This window comes from Agromyces sp. NPDC057865, assembly GCF_042796995.1.
Lineage (GTDB): Bacteria > Actinomycetota > Actinomycetes > Actinomycetales > Microbacteriaceae > Agromyces.
In genome coordinates this window covers 486385-502654 of the sequence record NZ_JBHVMJ010000003.1, presented here as the reverse complement: position 1 = coordinate 502654, position 16270 = coordinate 486385, and the positions used below count along the sequence as shown (strand labels likewise).

18 protein-coding genes are annotated in these 16270 nt (G+C 72.2%); 5 read left to right on the top strand and 13 right to left on the bottom strand.

Features of this window, described 5'->3' with window-relative positions:
* Positions 1-120: 120 nt before the first annotated feature.
* Positions 121-1050 (bottom strand): oxygenase MpaB family protein, encoded by a 930-nt coding sequence (locus ACFVN5_RS15295; protein ID WP_376956095.1) that lies wholly within the window; start codon positions 1048-1050, stop codon positions 121-123.
* A gap of 70 nt (positions 1051-1120) precedes the next feature.
* Positions 1121-1726 (bottom strand): helix-turn-helix domain-containing protein, encoded by a 606-nt coding sequence (locus ACFVN5_RS15290; protein WP_376956094.1) that lies wholly within the window; start codon positions 1724-1726, stop codon positions 1121-1123.
* Positions 1727-1804: 78 nt separating this feature from the next.
* Here ACFVN5_RS15290 and ACFVN5_RS15285 point away from each other — a divergent pair, with 78 nt between their 5' ends.
* From ACFVN5_RS15285 to ACFVN5_RS15275, 3 genes are all read left to right on the top strand, one after another.
* The gene (locus ACFVN5_RS15285; protein ID WP_376956093.1) at positions 1805-2743 is read left to right on the top strand and encodes an NAD(P)/FAD-dependent oxidoreductase; all 939 of its coding nucleotides are present in this window, start codon (positions 1805-1807) and stop codon (positions 2741-2743) included.
* Positions 2744-2854: 111 nt separating this feature from the next.
* Entirely contained in the window at positions 2855-3331 is a 477-nt protein-coding gene (locus ACFVN5_RS15280; protein ID WP_376956092.1) for an SRPBCC family protein, read from the top strand.
* Positions 3332-3416: 85 nt separating this feature from the next.
* Positions 3417-4187: a VOC family protein gene (locus ACFVN5_RS15275; RefSeq protein WP_376956091.1), complete on the top strand. Its 771-nt coding sequence runs from the start codon at positions 3417-3419 to the stop codon at positions 4185-4187.
* A 38-nt stretch (positions 4188-4225) separates the two neighbouring features.
* Here the strand turns inward: ACFVN5_RS15275 and ACFVN5_RS15270 are convergent, their stop codons facing one another.
* Both ACFVN5_RS15270 and ACFVN5_RS15265 read right to left on the bottom strand, forming a co-directional pair.
* The gene (locus tag ACFVN5_RS15270; RefSeq protein WP_376956090.1) at positions 4226-4390 is read right to left on the bottom strand and encodes a hypothetical protein; all 165 of its coding nucleotides are present in this window, start codon (positions 4388-4390) and stop codon (positions 4226-4228) included.
* A gap of 109 nt (positions 4391-4499) precedes the next feature.
* A complete protein-coding gene (locus ACFVN5_RS15265; protein ID WP_376956089.1) occupies positions 4500-5069 on the bottom strand; it encodes a TetR/AcrR family transcriptional regulator in 570 nt (189 codons plus the stop codon).
* Between the two features lie 117 nt (positions 5070-5186).
* Between ACFVN5_RS15265 and ACFVN5_RS15260 the strand changes: the two genes are divergently transcribed.
* The gene (locus ACFVN5_RS15260; RefSeq protein WP_376956088.1) at positions 5187-6614 is read left to right on the top strand and encodes an MFS transporter; all 1428 of its coding nucleotides are present in this window, start codon (positions 5187-5189) and stop codon (positions 6612-6614) included.
* Between the two features lie 61 nt (positions 6615-6675).
* Here ACFVN5_RS15260 and ACFVN5_RS15255 read toward each other — a convergent pair whose 3' ends face one another.
* The 9 genes from ACFVN5_RS15255 to ACFVN5_RS15215 form a co-directional block, all read right to left on the bottom strand.
* Positions 6676-7617, bottom strand: coding sequence for a hypothetical protein (locus ACFVN5_RS15255; RefSeq protein WP_376956087.1), 942 nt, complete (start codon positions 7615-7617; stop codon positions 6676-6678).
* Between the two features lie 153 nt (positions 7618-7770).
* Positions 7771-8250, bottom strand: a complete 480-nt coding sequence (locus tag ACFVN5_RS15250) for a GNAT family N-acetyltransferase (protein WP_376956086.1) — start codon at positions 8248-8250, stop codon at positions 7771-7773.
* Between the two features lie 59 nt (positions 8251-8309).
* Positions 8310-8741, bottom strand: coding sequence for a hypothetical protein (locus ACFVN5_RS15245; protein WP_376956085.1), 432 nt, complete (start codon positions 8739-8741; stop codon positions 8310-8312).
* 253 nt (positions 8742-8994) lie between these two features.
* Positions 8995-10257, bottom strand: a complete 1263-nt coding sequence (locus ACFVN5_RS15240) for a four-carbon acid sugar kinase family protein (protein WP_376956084.1) — start codon at positions 10255-10257, stop codon at positions 8995-8997.
* 119 nt (positions 10258-10376) lie between these two features.
* Entirely contained in the window at positions 10377-11705 is a 1329-nt protein-coding gene (locus ACFVN5_RS15235; RefSeq protein ID WP_376956083.1) for an MFS transporter, read from the bottom strand.
* A gap of 67 nt (positions 11706-11772) precedes the next feature.
* On the bottom strand, positions 11773-12519 hold the full coding sequence (locus tag ACFVN5_RS15230; protein ID WP_376956082.1) for a FadR/GntR family transcriptional regulator: 747 nt from the start codon (positions 12517-12519) through the stop codon (positions 11773-11775).
* Between the two features lie 88 nt (positions 12520-12607).
* Positions 12608-13981 (bottom strand): NAD(P)H-dependent oxidoreductase, encoded by a 1374-nt coding sequence (locus tag ACFVN5_RS15225; RefSeq protein ID WP_376956081.1) that lies wholly within the window; start codon positions 13979-13981, stop codon positions 12608-12610.
* Positions 13982-14204: 223 nt separating this feature from the next.
* Positions 14205-14759 carry a dihydrofolate reductase family protein gene (locus tag ACFVN5_RS15220; RefSeq protein WP_376956080.1) on the bottom strand — a complete coding sequence of 185 codons (555 nt, stop codon included), beginning with the start codon at positions 14757-14759 and terminating at the stop codon, positions 14205-14207.
* A gap of 122 nt (positions 14760-14881) precedes the next feature.
* Positions 14882-15799 carry an RNA polymerase subunit sigma-70 gene (locus tag ACFVN5_RS15215; RefSeq protein ID WP_376956079.1) on the bottom strand — a complete coding sequence of 306 codons (918 nt, stop codon included), beginning with the start codon at positions 15797-15799 and terminating at the stop codon, positions 14882-14884.
* A 33-nt stretch (positions 15800-15832) separates the two neighbouring features.
* On the opposite strand from ACFVN5_RS15215, the gene ACFVN5_RS15210 reads away from it, so the two are divergent.
* Complete coding sequence (locus ACFVN5_RS15210; protein WP_376956078.1) at positions 15833-16228, top strand: hypothetical protein; 396 nt, start codon at positions 15833-15835, stop codon at positions 16226-16228.
* Positions 16229-16270: the final 42 nt, after the last annotated feature.

Here is a 16270-nt window from a genome sequence, read left to right as displayed (position 1 = left end):
TAAACCTCGGGGTCAGATTATGCCCGCAGCAGCGTCGTGTCAACGGAATCCGCACAAGCGGTCGCGGGCGCGCGGCATCCGCCCGACGACGCCAGCGGTGGAGCGGGAGCTCAGGGAAGCTCAGGCCGCCTGCGGGTCGGACTCGTGCGCGGTCTCGCGGGCCAGCCGGGCGATGCGGGCGCGCGCGTTCCGCTCGCTCGGCGACACCGATCCGAGCACGCGGGCGGCCGACGCGAGCATGATCCGCGTCATCGTCATCGCGGGCCACCACGGCCGCCGGAGGCCGAGCAGCTCCCGGTACCGCGGCGAGAGCGACGCGACGGCGCCTCCGAACAGGATCGGGTAGACGCGCCCGGTGAGGCCGGGCAGTCCGGGCTTGCGGATGAACCGCACCGCCTGGGTCACGCGCTCGTCGACCTTGGCCTCGCGGAGGAACGCCTCGAGCTCGGCGTCGAGCTGGGCGACCGAGGTCGGTGGGTCGACCACGCCCATCAGCCGCCCCGCCTCCGCCCATTCGCGCACGTACGCGTCGGCACCGCCCGGGATCGGCCCGCCCCACGTGGCGTGCGCGCCGAGGAACGCCTCGGTGAACGCGTCGTGCACCCAGCGCAGCAGCACCTGGTCGCTCGCCGAGTAGTCCCGCTCGGAGCCGGCGGCGTCGACGTAGGTGCCGGTGATGCGCTCGTGCAGCCGGGCGACGCGAGCGGATGCCGCCTCAGCGGCCCTACGGTCGCCGAACGTCGTCGTGGCGATCCATCGGATGGTGCCGTCGAGACGCCCGAGCGGGTCCTCGTGGTACCGCGACCAGTCGTGCACGCCCGCCATCGCGCCCGGATGGAGCGTCTGCAGCAGCAGCGCGCGGATGCCGGCGACGAGCGTCGGCAGCGCGCCGTTCACGGCCCAGACGGCGCTGCCGGGACCGAAGTACCCGGCGTCGTCGCCCTCGACGAGCGCGGCCGTCCACGCCGGCAGTTCCTGGTGCGAACGCGGCGAGCGCGACCGCAGCCGCCAGCGCGCGCCGCCCGCGCTCCGCAGCTCCCGCTCCGCCATATTCGACGTTAACCCGTGATCGAGCGGATGTCGCTGCGCATCGGCTGCGAACTTCGCCGTGCCGCCCGGCTCAGTCGCCGGCCCGCTCGCGCAGGTGCACCCGCTCCCCCTGCGCGCTGAGCAGGTTGATGATCTCGGCCGGCTCGAGCGACGCGCTCGCGGTGCCGTGCGGCGTGCGGGTGTCGAACTCGGCGGCCTCGCCCGGCTCGAGCACGATCTCCTCGTCGCCGAGCGCGAGGCGGACGCGCCCGCTGAGCACGTAGATCCAGTCATAGCCCTCGTGCGCTCGCTGCCCGACGGGCGCGTCGGGCGGATGTCCCGGCAGCACCATCTTGAAGGCGTTCACGTCGGGGTTGCTGCGGGTCAGCGGGATGATCGCCCGTCCGCCGCGGTAGAACGGCCGCGGGGCCACGCGCGGGTCGGCGATCTGCGGCGCGCCGACGAGGTCGTCGAGGCTCGCGCGGTAGACGCCGGCGATCCGGATGAGCAGGTCGAGCGTCGGACGGCGGCCGCCCGACTCGAGTCGCGAGAGCGTCGAGACCGAGATCCCGGTCTGCTCCGAGAGCTCCGCGAGCGTGAGTCCCCGTCGGGTGCGCAGGGCGCGCAGCCGAGGCGCGACCGCGTCGAGCACGGCGTCGAGGTCGCCATCGGGTCGGTGGTCGGGATCGTGGGGCATGCGGCATCCGTTCACGTCGCGCGGTTGTTGCCGTTGCGGCAAGCGACCTTGCCATTCAATCGGGCCAGCATCGGAAGCATGCAGCAGCACTCGTGGGACGTCATCATCATCGGCGGTGGGAGCGCGGGCCTCAGCGCCGCGCTCATGCTCGGCCGCTCGCGCCGCAGCGTGCTCGTCGTCGACGAGGGCCGGCCGCGCAACCGCTTCGCCGGGCACATGCACGGCGTGCTGGGGCGCGACCACACCTCCCCGCTCGACCTGCTGGCCGCCGGGCGGGCGGAGCTCGGGCGGTACGACGGCGTCACGGTGCGCCCCGGCGAGGTGGCCGCGGCATCCGTCGCCGAGGGCGGATTCGAGGTCGTGCTCGACGACGACGGCCGTCACCTGGCGCGTCGGCTCCTCGTGGCGTCGGGGCTGCGCGACGAGCTGCCCGAGATCCCCGGCTTGGCCGAGCAGTGGGGACGCGGCGCGTTCATCTGCCCGTACTGCGACGGGTGGGAGCAGCGCGATCGACGCATCGCCGTCATCGCGTCGAGCGCCGCGAACGTGCACCAGGCGCAGCTCATGCGCCAGCTCTCGGCCGACGTCACGTTCCACGGGCACGGCGTCGAGCTGCCCGACGAGGAGCGGGCGGGAATGCTCGCGCGCGGCATCCGCATCGACGACCGCGCGGTGGTCGAGGTGATCGCCGACGGCGAGGGCGCGCTCCGCGGCATCCGACTGGCCGACGGCACGGATGCCCCGGTCGACGCGATCTTCGTCGGACCCGCCCCGCACCCCAACGACGGGATCCTCCTCGCGCTCGGCGCCGAGACGGCCGAGCACCCGATGGGCGGGCGCTGGGTCACCGTGGACCCGATGGGACGCACGAGCGTGCCCGGGCTGTGGGCCGCCGGCAACGTGACCGACGGCCGTTCGTCGGTGCCGTACGCGATGGCCGCGGGCAGCCTCGCCGGCGCGGGGATCAACGCCGACCTCGTCGAGGAGGAGGTCGGCGCGGCGATCGCGACGGCCTGACGCAGATCTGCCGGTCGAGTGAACCTCGGGGTACCCTGACGCCGTTCTCTCATCATCGGTCTCGACCGTCGGGGTCTCGACGGCAGGCACGACGGATCGTGGAGGCAGGACATGGCGACGGCATCCGACTTCGAGTTCACGACGGTGTGGGAGCTGCCCGCGCCCGTCGAACGGGTGTGGGACGAACTGCTCGACGTCGACGCGTGGCCGACCTGGTGGCGCGGGTTCGAGCGCGTGGACTTCGTGCGGGACGGCGACGCCCACGGCGTCGGCAACGTGCGCGACCTCGTCACCCGCGGCCGGCTGCCCTATCGACTGCACTACCGGGTCGAAGTCGTGCGGGTGGAGCCGCTCCGGCTCATCGAGGCCCGGTCGACCGGGGAACTCGAGGGGGTCGGCCGCTGGACCACCGAGCCGACCGACCGCGGCACCCGGGCGGTGTACCTCTGGCAGGTGCGCACGACGAACCGCCTCCTACGGGCGCTCAGCCCCATCGCGCGCGGCACGCTCACCCGGAACCACGACCAGGTCATGGAGTGGGGTCGCGAGGGCATCCTCGCGCGCCTCGGCGTTCCCGCGGCGTCCTGATCTCTCCCGACCCGAAGTCCGACGCTGCTAGCATGCGCGGACGGACGGTCGTCGCCCAGGCGACCGCAACCAGGGGGGAGCCCGAATGCCCGGACCCGATGACCTCGTGCCGGGCGCCCCGGCCTGGGTGGACCTCAGCACGACGGATGTCGACGCGGCATCCGCCTTCTACGCGGCGCTGTTCGGCTGGGAGGCCGAGGACGTCGTCGACGAGCGCTTCGGCGGCTACCGCGTGTTCCGCCTGCACGGCAAGCGGGTCGGCGGGATCGGCATGCGCACGGACGACGACGTGTCGGCGCCGCACTGGACCGTGTTCCTGCTCACCTTCAACGCCGCGACGACGGACGAGCTCATCGCGGAGGCCGGCGGCACGGTGCTCTTCGAGCCCATGGTCGTGCCGACGCGCGGCGTGATCGGCATGGCGATCGACGGCACGGGCGCCGTGGTGGGCTACTGGCAGCCGGGCATCGTCGAGGGCTTCGACGTGTTCGGCGAGCCCGGCAGCGCCGTGTGGTTCGAGCTCGCGGCGAGCGACTTCGACGCGGCGACGCAGTTCTACGCGCACGCGTTCGACTGGAGCCTCGCCCTCGGCGACGACGAGCCGCGGTACGCGGTGTTCGAGCGTCGCGGGCAGCAGCACGCCGGCATCGTCGATGCGGCCGGGTCGCTCGGGCCCGACGAGGGGCCGGCGTGGCGAGTGGCGTTCGGCGTCGAGGACGTCGACGACACGGTCGCGCGCGCCGTCGCGGCGGGCGGCACAGTGGTCGATCCGCCGTCGGACGTGGCGGCGGGCCGCAGCGCCGGGCTCGCCGACCCGACCGGGGCGTTCTTCCTCGTGGTCTCGCGCGCTGCCTGACCCGGGTCGTCGCGCTCGCTGATCCCGCGCGTCGCGGGTCAGTAGTCCTCGCGCGCCTCGCGATACTCCTGCACCTGGTCCTCGGATGTCTCCCAGCCCTCGAGCGCCGCGACGAGCTGCCGGTGCAGCCAGTCCGCGTCGCCGGGATCACCGGACCGCAGCTGCGCCAGCCGCTCGGTCGCCGTTCCCCGCAGGTCGTCCATCACGTCCTCCCCTCCGGAGCGGGCATCGCGGCCGACGGCCGTGCACCGGTGCCCGTTCGGTGCACATCCTGCCACCAGCGGCGCGGCGCCACGAGGGCCCGGCCGGTCGCTACCGGGTGCGCAGGCCGTCGAGCGCGAGGTCGACCACGCGCTCGCGCTGCTCGGCGTCGGGGAACGCGACGCCCGCCACGCCCGCGACGAGCCGCACGGCGTCGTCGATCGCGACGTCGGGCCGGACCTCACCGGCCGCCTGCGCGCGACGAAGCAGCGGCTCGCCCGACTCGTACATGATGCCGCGACAGGCCTGGAGCAGCTCGGAGTCGCGGTTCAGCCCCTCGAGCAGCACCTTCTTGCGACTCGCGTAGTCGGCGAACCGGCGCAGCCAGGCCGCGAGCGCGTCGAACGGCTCGGCGTCGTCGAGCTCCTCGGCGAAGGACGCGACGCCTGCGACCTCGTCGAGGTACACGGCCTCCACGAGCGCGTCGCGCGTGGGGAAGTTGCGGTAGAGCGTGCCGATGCCGACGCCGGCCCGGCGGGCGATGTCCTCGAGCGAGGCATCCAGCCCGTGCTCGGCGAAGGCCGCGCGGCCCGCCTCGATGAGCGCGTCGAAGTTGCGCCGCGCATCGGCGCGCGTCGGACGACGCTCGTCGAGCAGCGCGCGGAGCGCCGGATCGGTCACGGGAACACCACCTTGCAAAGTGGAGGCACCCTCCGCTACAGTAGTAAGCGGAGGCAGCCTCCGATCGGAGTCTCCCTCCAGTATATCCCCTCCCGCCTGATCGAAAGGCGTCTTCGCTTGTCTGCATCTCGCATCACCTTCCTCGCGGTGGCCACCAGCTTCACCGCGGTCGCCAGCCTGCAATCGCTCATCATCCCCGTGCTCTCGACGATCGGCGCCGACCTCGGCGCCGACGCGGTCGGCCAGACCTGGATGCTCACCGCCTGGCTCATCTCCGCGGCGGTCGCCACTCCGCTGCTCGGCCGCGCCGGCGACCTCGTCGGCCGTCGCCGCATGTACCTCCTCGCGCTCGGCGCGGTGGCGGTCGGCTCGCTGCTCTCGGCGTTCGCGCCCAACCTCACCGTCATGCTGTTCGCCCGCGTACTGCAGGGCCTCGGCGCGGCGGTGTTCCCGCTCGGCTTCGGGCTCGTGCGCGACGCCTTCCCGCCCGCACGCCTCGCCGGCGCGATCGGCGGCCTCTCGGCGATCATGGCCGTCGGCAGCGGGCTCGGCACGGTCATCGCCGGTCCGGTCTCGGCCGTGATCGGATGGCGCGGGCTCTTCGCCCTGCCGCTCGTGCTCGCCGCCACCGGGCTCGCGCTCGGCTACTTCGGCCTCTCACGCACGACCACCCGGGCGACCGGCCGCATCAACGTGCTCGCCGCCGTGCTCCTCTCGGGCTGGCTCGTCGCCCTGCTCCTGCCGCTCAGCTCGGGCAACCAGTGGGGCTGGGGCTCGCCCATCGTGCTCAGCCTGTTCGTCGTCGCGGCGATCCTCGCTTCGGCCTGGGTCGCGGTCGAGCTCCGCTCGCGCAACCCGCTCGTCGACATGAAGATCATGCGGCTGCCCGCCGTGTGGACCACGAACGTCACCGCCCTCCTCACGGGCGCGGCCATGTTCGGCGTGTGGGCGTACCTGCCCCGCCTCGCCGAGACGCCGACCTCCAGCGGCTACGGCCTCGGCGTCGACGCGAGCACGGCCGGACTCATCATGCTGCCGATGCTCGTGACCATGGCCTCGGTCGGTTTCGTCGCCGGACCGCTGAGCCGCGTGCTGCCGTTCGCGGCGCAGCTCACGCTCGGCGCGTTCCTCTCGGCGCTCGCCTCGCTCGGGATCGCGTTCCTGCACGGCAACGTGTGGACGCTCGCCGCGGCCGCCGCGGTGCTCGGCCTCGGCACGGGCCTCGTCACTTCGTCGACGCCGAACCTCATCGTGCGCAGCGTGCCGGCCGACCAGGTGGGCATCGCGACCGGCATGAACGCGAACATCCGCACGATCGGCGGTGCCATCGGCACGACCGTGTTCGCCGCCGCGATCGGCGCCACGCTCGGCGCCGGGGGCCTACCCGCCGAGTCGGGTTACGTCGCCGCCTTCGTGATCGGCGCGGTGCTCGCGGTGATCGGCGGCCTCGCGCCGTTCCTCGGGCGCACCCGTCCGGTCCGGCCCGAGGCCCGGGCGATCCCGGTCATCGAGTCCCCGCTCGAGGAGATCGCCGAAGCGGCGTGATCGGATCCCACGATCGCCCGAACGCCCGGCCCGCGCGACACCGCGGGCCGGGCGTGCCGCGTCAGTCGACGGTGGGACCGGTCGGCGTGTAGTACCCCGGCGGAACCTCCTGGATGATCGATCCCGGCGGCATCCCCAGCGCGGCGACCTCCTCGGGGGTCAGCACCCGCCACTCGGGGTGGAAGAGGTAGGCCGGACCCGACGAACCCGCGCGCGGTGCGCTGCCCGTGGTCGGACTCGCGAAGCGGGCCGCCGCCTGTTCGGCCGCCGCGATGGCGGCCGCGTTCGCCGTGGCGTGCGTCGATTCGACGACGGATGCCGCTGCGATCCACCGCGGCAGCGCGTCCGCGCCGGTCGCCTCGCCCTCGGTCGCCAGCACGGCGTCACGGGCCCCGCGCAGCTCGGCGACCGATTCGGCCGACGCGAGACCGCTCGCGGAGATGACCGCGTCGGTGCGCGGCCCCACCTCGGCGACCGCTTCGGCGACAGCGCGGCGTGCGGCGTCGCAGGCGACGTGGCGCTCGGCGGCGGCGAGTTCGGCGTCATGCGCAGCGGCGCCGGCATCCGCTCGGACCGCTCGGGCCTGCGCGAGCGCGGTGCGCAGCTGCTCGATGTCGGCCCCGGGGGCAGGCAGCACGGGCGTCACGCTGAGCATCCGGGCATTGAGCACGACCGCGGGCTCCGCGGCCTGCGCGGTGGTCGAGCGTCCGACCGTGGCGCCGGCCAGCGCGACGGTCGACGTCGAAAACCGGGCGGATGCCGCGAGCACCGGCCCGATGCGCGCGGCCTCGGCATCCACGCATTCCTGCGCCGTCTCCTCGACGGTGCGGGCCGCCACGGCGCGGTCGTCGACGAGTGCCAGGTCGGCGACGACGTGGTCGAACTCGGACGTCAGCTCGGCGCGAGCCTCGGATTCGATCATCGAGGCACGGGTCACGCTGAGCCCGCCGATCACGATCGCGGATGCCGCGACGAGAGCCATGAGCAGATAGGGGTGGCGCATCGTGCGTGGCGCAACAGAGGTCACAGGCCGGGAATCCTTCTCGTTCGAGCGCCCGCGGCGCGACCGTCCGTCCGATCACGCTACTGGACGGAGCGCCTCCGACAGTAGCGGCATCGGATCACGAAACGGACACGACGGTCCGCAGGGTGCGGCTCAAGCCTCCGGTGCGAGCTCGAGGGTCATGAACACGCTGTTCGGGTCGAGCACGTAGTCGCCGAACGGGCCGCACTCCACGAAGCCGTACTTCGCGTAGAGGGTGCGGGCCGGGCGGAAGAACTCCTGCGATCCGGTCTCGAGGCTCACGCGACGGTAGCCGCGCCGGGCGGACTCGGCGAGCACGTGCTCGAGCAGGCGCGCACCGAGCCCACGGCCGCGCGCCGCGGCATCCGTGCGCATCGTCTTCAGCTCGCCGCGCTCGGGGTCGAGCTCCTTGAGGGCGACGCAGCCGTGCAGCCCGTCGGCGTCGCCGATGGTCCAGAACGTGACCTCGGCTACCGACAGCCCCGAGACGTCGAGGGCGTGCACGCTCTCGGCCGGCGAGGTCGCGAACATGTCGTCGAGGTGGTCGGTGAGCAGGCGGATGACCCGCTCGTCGGCGAGGTCGCCGAGCCGGATGTCGGTGGTGGTCGTCACCGCCCCATTCTCGCCGATCGGCGAGGGGCGGTCGGGCAGACCTCCTCCCCAGCCGAAGGCTAGCGGCCGAGCAGGGCGTTCAACCAGCCCGGTCCGGCGATGAGGACGTGGTCGCCGAGTCTCGTCCGAAGCCCGCGATCCGCGGTCACCACAAGCACGCGCTCGGCGGGCTCGGACCCGGTGCCGCCCAACGCATTCGCGGTGTCGACGATCGCGCCGTCGCCGTCGTGCGGCGCCCGCACCACGTCGATGCCCGGCACGGATGCCGCCGCCTTCGCGGCGCCCTCGATGACCGCGATGACGCGCGCGATGCGCAGGGCCGCGCCATCCGGTCCGTCGACCACCCGCCCGACGAGCGCCGGCAGTCCGTCCATGACGCGTGCGGCGCCCGCGGCCCGGTCGCGCCACCATCCGTCGGGACGCGACCCCATCACGTTGGCGACGTCGACGATCACGGTGACGTCGATCGCCGGCGCTTCGTCGCGGTCCATTCGCCGATCATGTCACTTCCCGGATGCCGCGCCACAACGCCACAGCGCCACAACGCTACGCCGTCGCGAGACGAGACTGGGGAACTTCGGAACTTCGGAACTTCGGAACTTCGGAACTTCGGAACTTCGGAACTTCGGAACTTCGGACGGATTTCGGAACTTCGGAACCAGAATCCGGAACCAGACCTCGGCGCCGGCACTCCGGTACTCCGGCACCGGCTTCGCGCGAAGTGGATGTTCCGCGGCGCGCCGCTCAGACCGAGCTGACCGCCCGCGCCCCCACCGCGTCGAGCACGCGCACGAGCGTGTCGGGTCCGCCGACGTTGCCCGGCACCACGATGTACAGCACCTCGCGCCCGTCGCGGCTCGCCATGCGCCATGCCGAGACGCCCGGCAGCACCTGGCCGAGCACGAGTGCCGAGCGCGCGCCGATGCCGGTGCGGGCGACCTCGGCCGAGGTGATCCCGCCCTTCGCGACGACGACCGAGACGTCGGGCACGAGGTCCTGCACCGCGGTCGTGAGCGCGGTCATGACCCGCTCGCCGTGGGCGAGCGTGTTGTGCGTCGCCGACCGGTCGCGGCCGGTCGTGACGAACGCGAGCGGGCGGTCGGCGAGCGCAGCGCGAGCGGCGTCGGCGGCCGCGTGTCCCGCCGCGGCGGGATCCGCGAGCGCGGCATCCGTGTCGATCACAGCGGGCGCGCCCCACTCGGCGACGACCGCCTCGAGCTGGGCGGTCGCGCCCGCGGTGTGCGATCCGCACGCGAGCAGCACGGGTCCGTCGCCCTCGACGAGCGGCGTCCGTAGGAGCCCCCGGCTCGCGACGCCCGCCAGCTCGGCGGCCAGCGGCGACGCCGAGCGCACGACGACCGTCGCGCCGCGCTGCATCGCGGCATCCGTCGCCTCGGCGATCAGTCGGATGTCGCCGTCGTCGACGGCATCGGGCAGCACGACGCTGCCCGCCGGCGCCTCGGCCAGGATGCGGCCGAGCTCGCCGCCACGCACCGCGTCGAGCGGCACGTGCACGGCCGCCCGGGCCGGCGCCTTCTCGGCCACGTAGTCGACGAGCACGCCCGTGCCGAACCCGAACACGGGGTCGGCGGCGTACTCGCTCTCGTGCGCCGGCAGGTCGACGCCGTCGACGCGCACGTAGTGCACGCCGTCTCGCGTGGTGCGTCCGCCGTCGGGGAATGCCGGCACGAAGAGCATCACCGCCGCGTCGTCGAGGAACACCTCGGTCTCGGCGAACACGTGACCGCGCAGCGTCGAGTCGCCGCGCAGCACGAACCGCACGTCGACGCCCAGGCGAGCGGATGCCGCGAGCGCATCCTCACGGATGCGACGGGCCAGGGCGACGGCCTCGTCCTCGGGCAGCGCGCGGCTGTTGGTCTGCAGGTACACGGCGTCCGCCGTGGCGAGCGCCTCGGCGAGGATCTCGGCGTCGAAGTCGAGCAGCACCGTCACCCCCGTCGCGGACTGCGTGCCGGTGGGGTCGTCGTCGAGCACGATGGTCTTCATGGGTCACTTCCTCGTCGGGTGGTGGGTGGATGCCGCGAGCGCCGTTGAGCCGGAGCGGGCGCCGGCGGAACGACCGAACGGTGGGGCGAGGCATCCGATGCCCCGCCCCACCGCGGCGGTCAGGAACGGGCGATGATCGCGTCGACCTCGTCGCGCTGCCGCTTGCCCCAGGTCTCGCGGGTCAGCACGGTGCCGATGAGGCCGAGCACGCCGCACGCCATGTAGACGATCGCGACGCCGCCCCAGCCGAGGGGCACCGCGACGGCGGTCGCGATGAGCGGGATGAACCCCGAGATGGCGGCCGAGAACTGGTAGCCGACCGAGGCGCCCGACGAGCGCGTGTTCGTGTTGAACAGCTCGGAGAACCAAGCGCCCTGCGTGCCGGCGAGCGAGTCGTGGATGATCGCCATCGCGACGACGTAGACGAACACGATCACGTACGGGATGCCGGTGTTCACGAGTAGGAACATGGGGAACGCGAACGCGATCAGCAGGATCGTGCCGAAGAAGTACACGGGCTTGCGACCGATGCGGTCGGTGAGCGTTCCGAACAGGATCGTCGTGAAGAGGCCGAGGGCCGCCGCCACGATGAGGCCGGTGAGCGCCGTGGCGCGGTCGGTGATCGGCTCGTCGCCGCTCGTGAGGTACGAGAGCATGTACGTGACGATCACGTAGAAACCGCCCGACTCGGCGAGACGCAGCGCGATGACGCGGAGGATGTTGCGCCAGTCGTTCTTGAAGACCTCCTTGAGGGGGTTCTTCACGACGAGACCGGCGGTCTTGGTGTCCACGAACTCGGGCGACTCCGAGACCTTCGCCCGGATGATGAGGCCCGCGATGATGAGCACCGACGAGAGCAGGAACGGCAGGCGCCAGGCGAGCTCGCTGTCGAGGTTGGTCGACCAGAGGAACACGAGGTTCGCGAGGAGGAGGCCCAGCGGGACGCCCGCCTGCGGGATCGCGGTGTATCGACCGCGCTGCTTCCACGGCGCGTGCTCGAACGTCATCAGGATCGCGCCGCCCCACTCGGCACCGAACGCGATGCCCTGGATGATGCGGATCAGCGTGAGGAGGATCGGCGCGAGGATGCCGACCTGCGCGTACGTCGGCAGGACGCCGATGAGCACGGTCGAGATGCCCATGAGCAGCAGCGCGCCGACGAGCACCGGCTTGCGGCCGATCTTGTCGCCGAGGTAGCCGCCGATCACGCCGCCGAGCGGGCGCATCGCGAAGCCGATGCCGAACGTGCCGAAGCCGAGCAGCAGGCCGACGACGGGGTCCTCCGAGTGGAAGAACACCTCGTTGAAGTACAGCGCGGCGGCCGTGCCGTAGGCGAGGAAGTCGTAGTTCTCGATGGTGGTGCCGACGGCACTGCCGATGGCGGTGCGGAGCTTGTCGGGTGAGCCGTTGGCTGCCCGCGTCTCGGGTCGGACGGTCATGGTCGTCATGATCGGTTCATATCTCCCTTGATAGTGAAGCCCTGGCGGCCTCGTACCGGACGGGAGTGAACCGAGGCTAGCTCGGAACGGCGCTCCCGCCGCGGGGGTTGATCTTGTAGAAGTCGGTGATGTGTCGTCGTACGGCATCGGCCGCAGCGGGTCCGTCGCGATCCACGATGTCCTGGAGGATCTCGCGGTGCTCGGCCCGGACGGTCTTCGCGGTCTCCCGCCAGTCCTCGAGCTCCGCGTACATCTCCACCATCTGGCGATGGATGGCCGTGCGCAGCGAGCTCATGAGGTGGGCGGTCAGCGCGTTCCCGGTCGACTCCGCGATCCGCAGGTGGAAGGCGGCGTCGAGGCGGTTGAACTCCGCCGAGTCGATGGTCGGATCGTCCATCCTGTCGAGGATCTCGGCGAGTTCACGGTGGTCGTCGTCGTCAGCTCGGTAGGCGGCCTCCTCGACGCTCCAGGTCTCGAGCGTCAGCCGCGTCTCGAGGACGTCGTCCCAGCTGAAGTGCGCGAGTGCGATCTGCAGCTTCAGCAGGTTGGCTGCGCCGTCGCCGGGGGTCTGGACGAGGACGGCTCCGCCGTCGGGTCCACCGCCCACCCGGATGTCCACCAGGCCGAGCGCCTCGAGCACCCGCATCGCCTCGCGGAGCGAGGGTCGGGAGACCCCCAGCGACTGCGCGAGCTCTCGCTCGCTCGGGAGCTTGTCGCCCGCCTTCAGCCGTCCGTCGAGGATGCGCTGCTCGATCTGCGCCATCACCTGTTCGTAGGTGCGGATGCGCTGTACCGGTTCCCAGCCGTCGTTCGCCGTGACCACGTGGATGCCCCTCCGGTCGCCGGCCGAGGCCGACCCTCATGTCGTGTGCGTCCATCGTAGTCTCCGATGTCTGACCGTCTGACAGCCCTCAGGCTGCGGCGGCCGCACCCTCGGCGGCGTGCTCGGCGCGGAACTCCGACTCGAGCTGGCGGCGGATCTGCACGGCGAACTGCGACTCGTCGAGCTGCACGTCGTCCCACGAGACCGTCTTGTCCTTGGGCACGTCGCGGATGAGCTTCGCGCCGTGCGCGAGGCCGAGCGGCAGTGCGTGCCGGTCGAGCGAGACGTGCGCGGGGGCGAGCTTGCCGAAGACGGTGAAGCCGCCCTCGCCGTCGAGCGTCTCGCCGGCGCGGAGGTCCTTCTTCGCGGTGGTGACGACGTCGCCGCGGAAGCCCGTCGGCGCGCCGGTGGCCTCGCCGCGCACGACGGCGGCGGCGATGGAGACCCCGAGCTCGAGGCCGATCATGTGGTACGGGCGGTAGAGCGAGCCGTAGCGGCCGGTCTCGTCGGTGTGCACGCCGTACTCGGCGAAGCACTGCACCGCGTAGTCGGTGACCGCCTCGAACGTCACGTAGACGCCCCAGCGCAGGTTGTCGGGCACCTCGCGCCCGTCGCGGTACATGCTCGAGGCGATCTCGACCGTGCCGCGACGCGTGAGCGAGCCGCCGAGCGAACGCTCGCGGAACACCGTGGGCAGGTCGTCCTTGCTCGCGGCGGGGAACAGCAGGCCCTCGTCCTGGGGAAGGAGGCCGGTGCCGTTCGCGACGGCGGCCATCTCGATGGCGGACTTCGTGCCGTCGAGGAACGAGTTGAACATCTTCGGGTTGTAGTCGCCCGATGCGAGCTGCTCGTCGGTGAAGCCGTAGTAGTTCCACACCGTGTCGGGCGTCGAGTAGTTGTACTCGGGCAGGTACTTCGTGCCCTTGCCCGCGGCGACGACGTCGAAGCCGACGGTGCGGCACCAGTCGACGAGCTCGCAGATGAGGGCGGGCTGGTCGCCGTACGCCATCGAGTAGACGACGCCCGCGGCCTGGGCGCGGCGCTGGAGGATCGGGCCGACCATGCAGTCGGCCTCGACGTTCACCATGATGACGTGCTTGCCGTGGTCGATCGCGGTCACGGCGTGGTACGTGCCGACGAGCGGGTTGCCCGTGATCTCGAGCACGACCTCCACCGACGGGTGAGTGATCAGCTCGGTCGAGTCGGCGAGCACCACGGTGCCGCCGGTGCGCAGGGCCTCGTCGATGGATGCCGCGGCGTACCGCTCGGCGGGCCACCCGGTGCGGGCGAGCGCCTCCTTGGCCTTCGGCACGTTGATGTCGGCGACGCCGACCACGTGGATGTTGGCGCTGCCGACGGCCTGCGTGAGGAACATCGACGAGAACTTGCCGGCGCCGACGACGCCGACCCGGATCGGCCCCGACGCGGCGGTGCGCTGCTGCATGAGCGAGAACAGGTTCACGGACCCCTACTCCTTTGTATCGATCGGTCCGGCCTGAGCGGATCGAAGTTCGGAACATTAGATGGTCTGACCATCTGAACGACGACTGTAGATCGCGATGGCCGGGCTGTCAAGTCCGATTCGGACGAATGCTCGAAACCGGCTGACGAGCGAACGGGCTCGGCGACGTCCAGGTCGCCGAGCCCGTTCGCTCGCTTCGTTCAGGTGACGGATGCCGCTTCGCTCACGCCGCGAGCACGCTGAACGTCGCCGGCCCCCTCGTCTCGATCGACACGAGCTCGAGCTCCACGGCGGTCGCGAACAGCCGCTCCGCGTGCGGATCCCCGACGACCGTGGGGAACGTGAACAGCCGATACTCGTCGACCAGCCCGGCCGCCTGCAGCTCGCGTACGATGCTGAGGCTCCCGATGATCACGACGTCGCCCTCGCCCGCGAGGCGGGTGACGCCGTCGACGAGATCGCCGTCCAGCCGCTCGGAGTGCTCCCACGCGCCGAGCTCGACCTCGCCGCGCGACACGACGACCTTCCGCGCCCGGTTCATCGCGGTCGAGAACGGGTCGGAGCGCTCGGGCCACAGGCGCGCGAGGTGCTCCCACGTGCGACGGCCGAACAGGAGGACGCCGGGGTCGAGCGCCGGCACGATGCCGAACAGGTCGCCCGCGATCGCCTCCACGCCGAAGCGGAACGCCCAGCCGCCGAAGCCCGCTCCGCCCCGCCCGTCGGGGTCCTCGACGACCCCGTCGAGGGTGATGAACTCGATGACGATGACCTTGCCCATGGTCGTGCTCCTTCGACTCGCGGTCCGGCCGTGTGCCGGTCCCACGAGTACCTACCGGCGGCGAGGCGCAAACTCATCGGCCGTCGACGGATCGCGTGAACCTCGTACCGCGAGCGGCGAGCTCAGCCCTCACCGACGAGCCCGAACGCCGCGAACACCTCGGGCGCCTGAAACACCGATGTGCGCGTGACGCGCCCGCCGGCCACCGTGAGCACCTGCAGGGTGTGCAGCCTCCCGTCGACGTACGCGACGAAACCCGCTTCGCCGTTCGCCCAGATGGGCTCGGTGCGCCAGCCGGTGCCGCGCAGGCGGTAGACGCGGCGCATGAAGCCGGCGTAGTCGTCGCGCCCGGCGTACCAGTTGATGTTCGGCGGCATCTCGAGCACGATGTCGTCGGCGAGCAGCGCCGTGATCGCGGGCACGTCGGCGCGCTCGAAGGCCTCCACGTAGCGGTCGACCACGGCCCGCTGCTCGGCGGGCGGCTCGACGGCTGCCTCGGGATCCACGCCCGTGCGCGCGAGCGTCGCCCGCGCCCGCTGCAGGGCGCTGTTGACGGCGGCCGTCGTCATGCCGAGCGACTCCCCCACCTCCGAGGCCGGCAGGTCGAGTGCCTCGCGCAGGATGAGCGCCGCGCGCTGCCGGGCGGGCAGCAGCTGCAGCGCCGCGACGAGCGCGAGCCGCAGTCGGCTCCGTTCGACGGCGGACGCCTCGGGGTCGCCGGGGATCGGCGTGAGCCAGGGCACGTCGAGGTTCGGGACCAGCGGGGCATCCGGATCGTCGAAGGCCGGACCGACGCTCGACGGCAGCGGACGCGACGAGCGGGACTCGAGCGCGGTGAGGCACGCGTTCGTCGCGATGCGGTAGAGCCAGGTGCGCAGCGAGGCGCGCGTCGGGTCGAAGCGGTCGGTGGCCCGCCAAGCGCGCAGCAGCGTCTCCTGCACGGCGTCCTCCGCGTCGTGCACCGAGCCGAGCATGCGGTAGCAGTGCACCAGGAGCTCGTGACGATGCCGCGCGACGGCCCGCTCGAAATCGGCCTCCACACGCGACATCCTGTCACCGAATATCCTGACCGCGTGACGTCATCGCCGAGCGCAGCGCGCAGTCCGCTCCGGATCGTCCTCATCGTCGTCTGGGTGCTCCTGGCCGTGGCCTCCGCGGGGGCCGTCGTGCTCGGCGCGCTGACCGCGGCGCTGAACGGCGCGGGCTTCGAGACGAGGTTCTCGAACCCCACGCCGCTGTTCGTGCTCAGCATCGTGGTGAACCTCGCGGCGGGCGTGTGCGGCATCCTGCTCCGCGGCCGCTGGTGGGCCGCGCTGCTCGTCGCGGCGCCCGCGCTGCTGTTCCTCGTGAACCTCGTGATCAATGGGCAGTGGGCGTCCACGGCGCTCGTCGCGAGCCCGCTCGTCACGATCGTGGGCGTCGTGCTCGTGCTGGCGATGCCCCGCCGTCGCCGGGTCGCCTCGGGGTAGCGCCTCGGCCGATCGGCCGATGCACTCGGACCGCACGGCCGA

Excerpts from the sequence above, each read along its gene's own strand:
- ACFVN5_RS15295 (WP_376956095.1), bottom strand. The coding sequence starts at position 1,050 with ATGGCGGAGCGGGAGCTGCGGAGCGCGGGCGGCGCGCGCTGGCGGCTG.
- ACFVN5_RS15290 (WP_376956094.1), bottom strand. The coding sequence starts at position 1,726 with ATGCCCCACGATCCCGACCACCGACCCGATGGCGACCTCGACGCCGTG.
- ACFVN5_RS15285 (WP_376956093.1), top strand. The coding sequence starts at position 1,805 with ATGCAGCAGCACTCGTGGGACGTCATCATCATCGGCGGTGGGAGCGCG.
- ACFVN5_RS15280 (WP_376956092.1), top strand. The coding sequence starts at position 2,855 with ATGGCGACGGCATCCGACTTCGAGTTCACGACGGTGTGGGAGCTGCCC.
- ACFVN5_RS15275 (WP_376956091.1), top strand. The coding sequence starts at position 3,417 with ATGCCCGGACCCGATGACCTCGTGCCGGGCGCCCCGGCCTGGGTGGAC.
- ACFVN5_RS15270 (WP_376956090.1), bottom strand. The coding sequence starts at position 4,390 with ATGGACGACCTGCGGGGAACGGCGACCGAGCGGCTGGCGCAGCTGCGG.
- ACFVN5_RS15255 (WP_376956087.1), bottom strand. The coding sequence starts at position 7,617 with ATGCGCCACCCCTATCTGCTCATGGCTCTCGTCGCGGCATCCGCGATC.
- ACFVN5_RS15245 (WP_376956085.1), bottom strand. The coding sequence starts at position 8,741 with ATGGACCGCGACGAAGCGCCGGCGATCGACGTCACCGTGATCGTCGAC.
- ACFVN5_RS15240 (WP_376956084.1), bottom strand. The coding sequence starts at position 10,257 with ATGAAGACCATCGTGCTCGACGACGACCCCACCGGCACGCAGTCCGCG.
- ACFVN5_RS15235 (WP_376956083.1), bottom strand. The coding sequence starts at position 11,705 with ATGACGACCATGACCGTCCGACCCGAGACGCGGGCAGCCAACGGCTCA.
- ACFVN5_RS15220 (WP_376956080.1), bottom strand. The coding sequence starts at position 14,759 with ATGGGCAAGGTCATCGTCATCGAGTTCATCACCCTCGACGGGGTCGTC.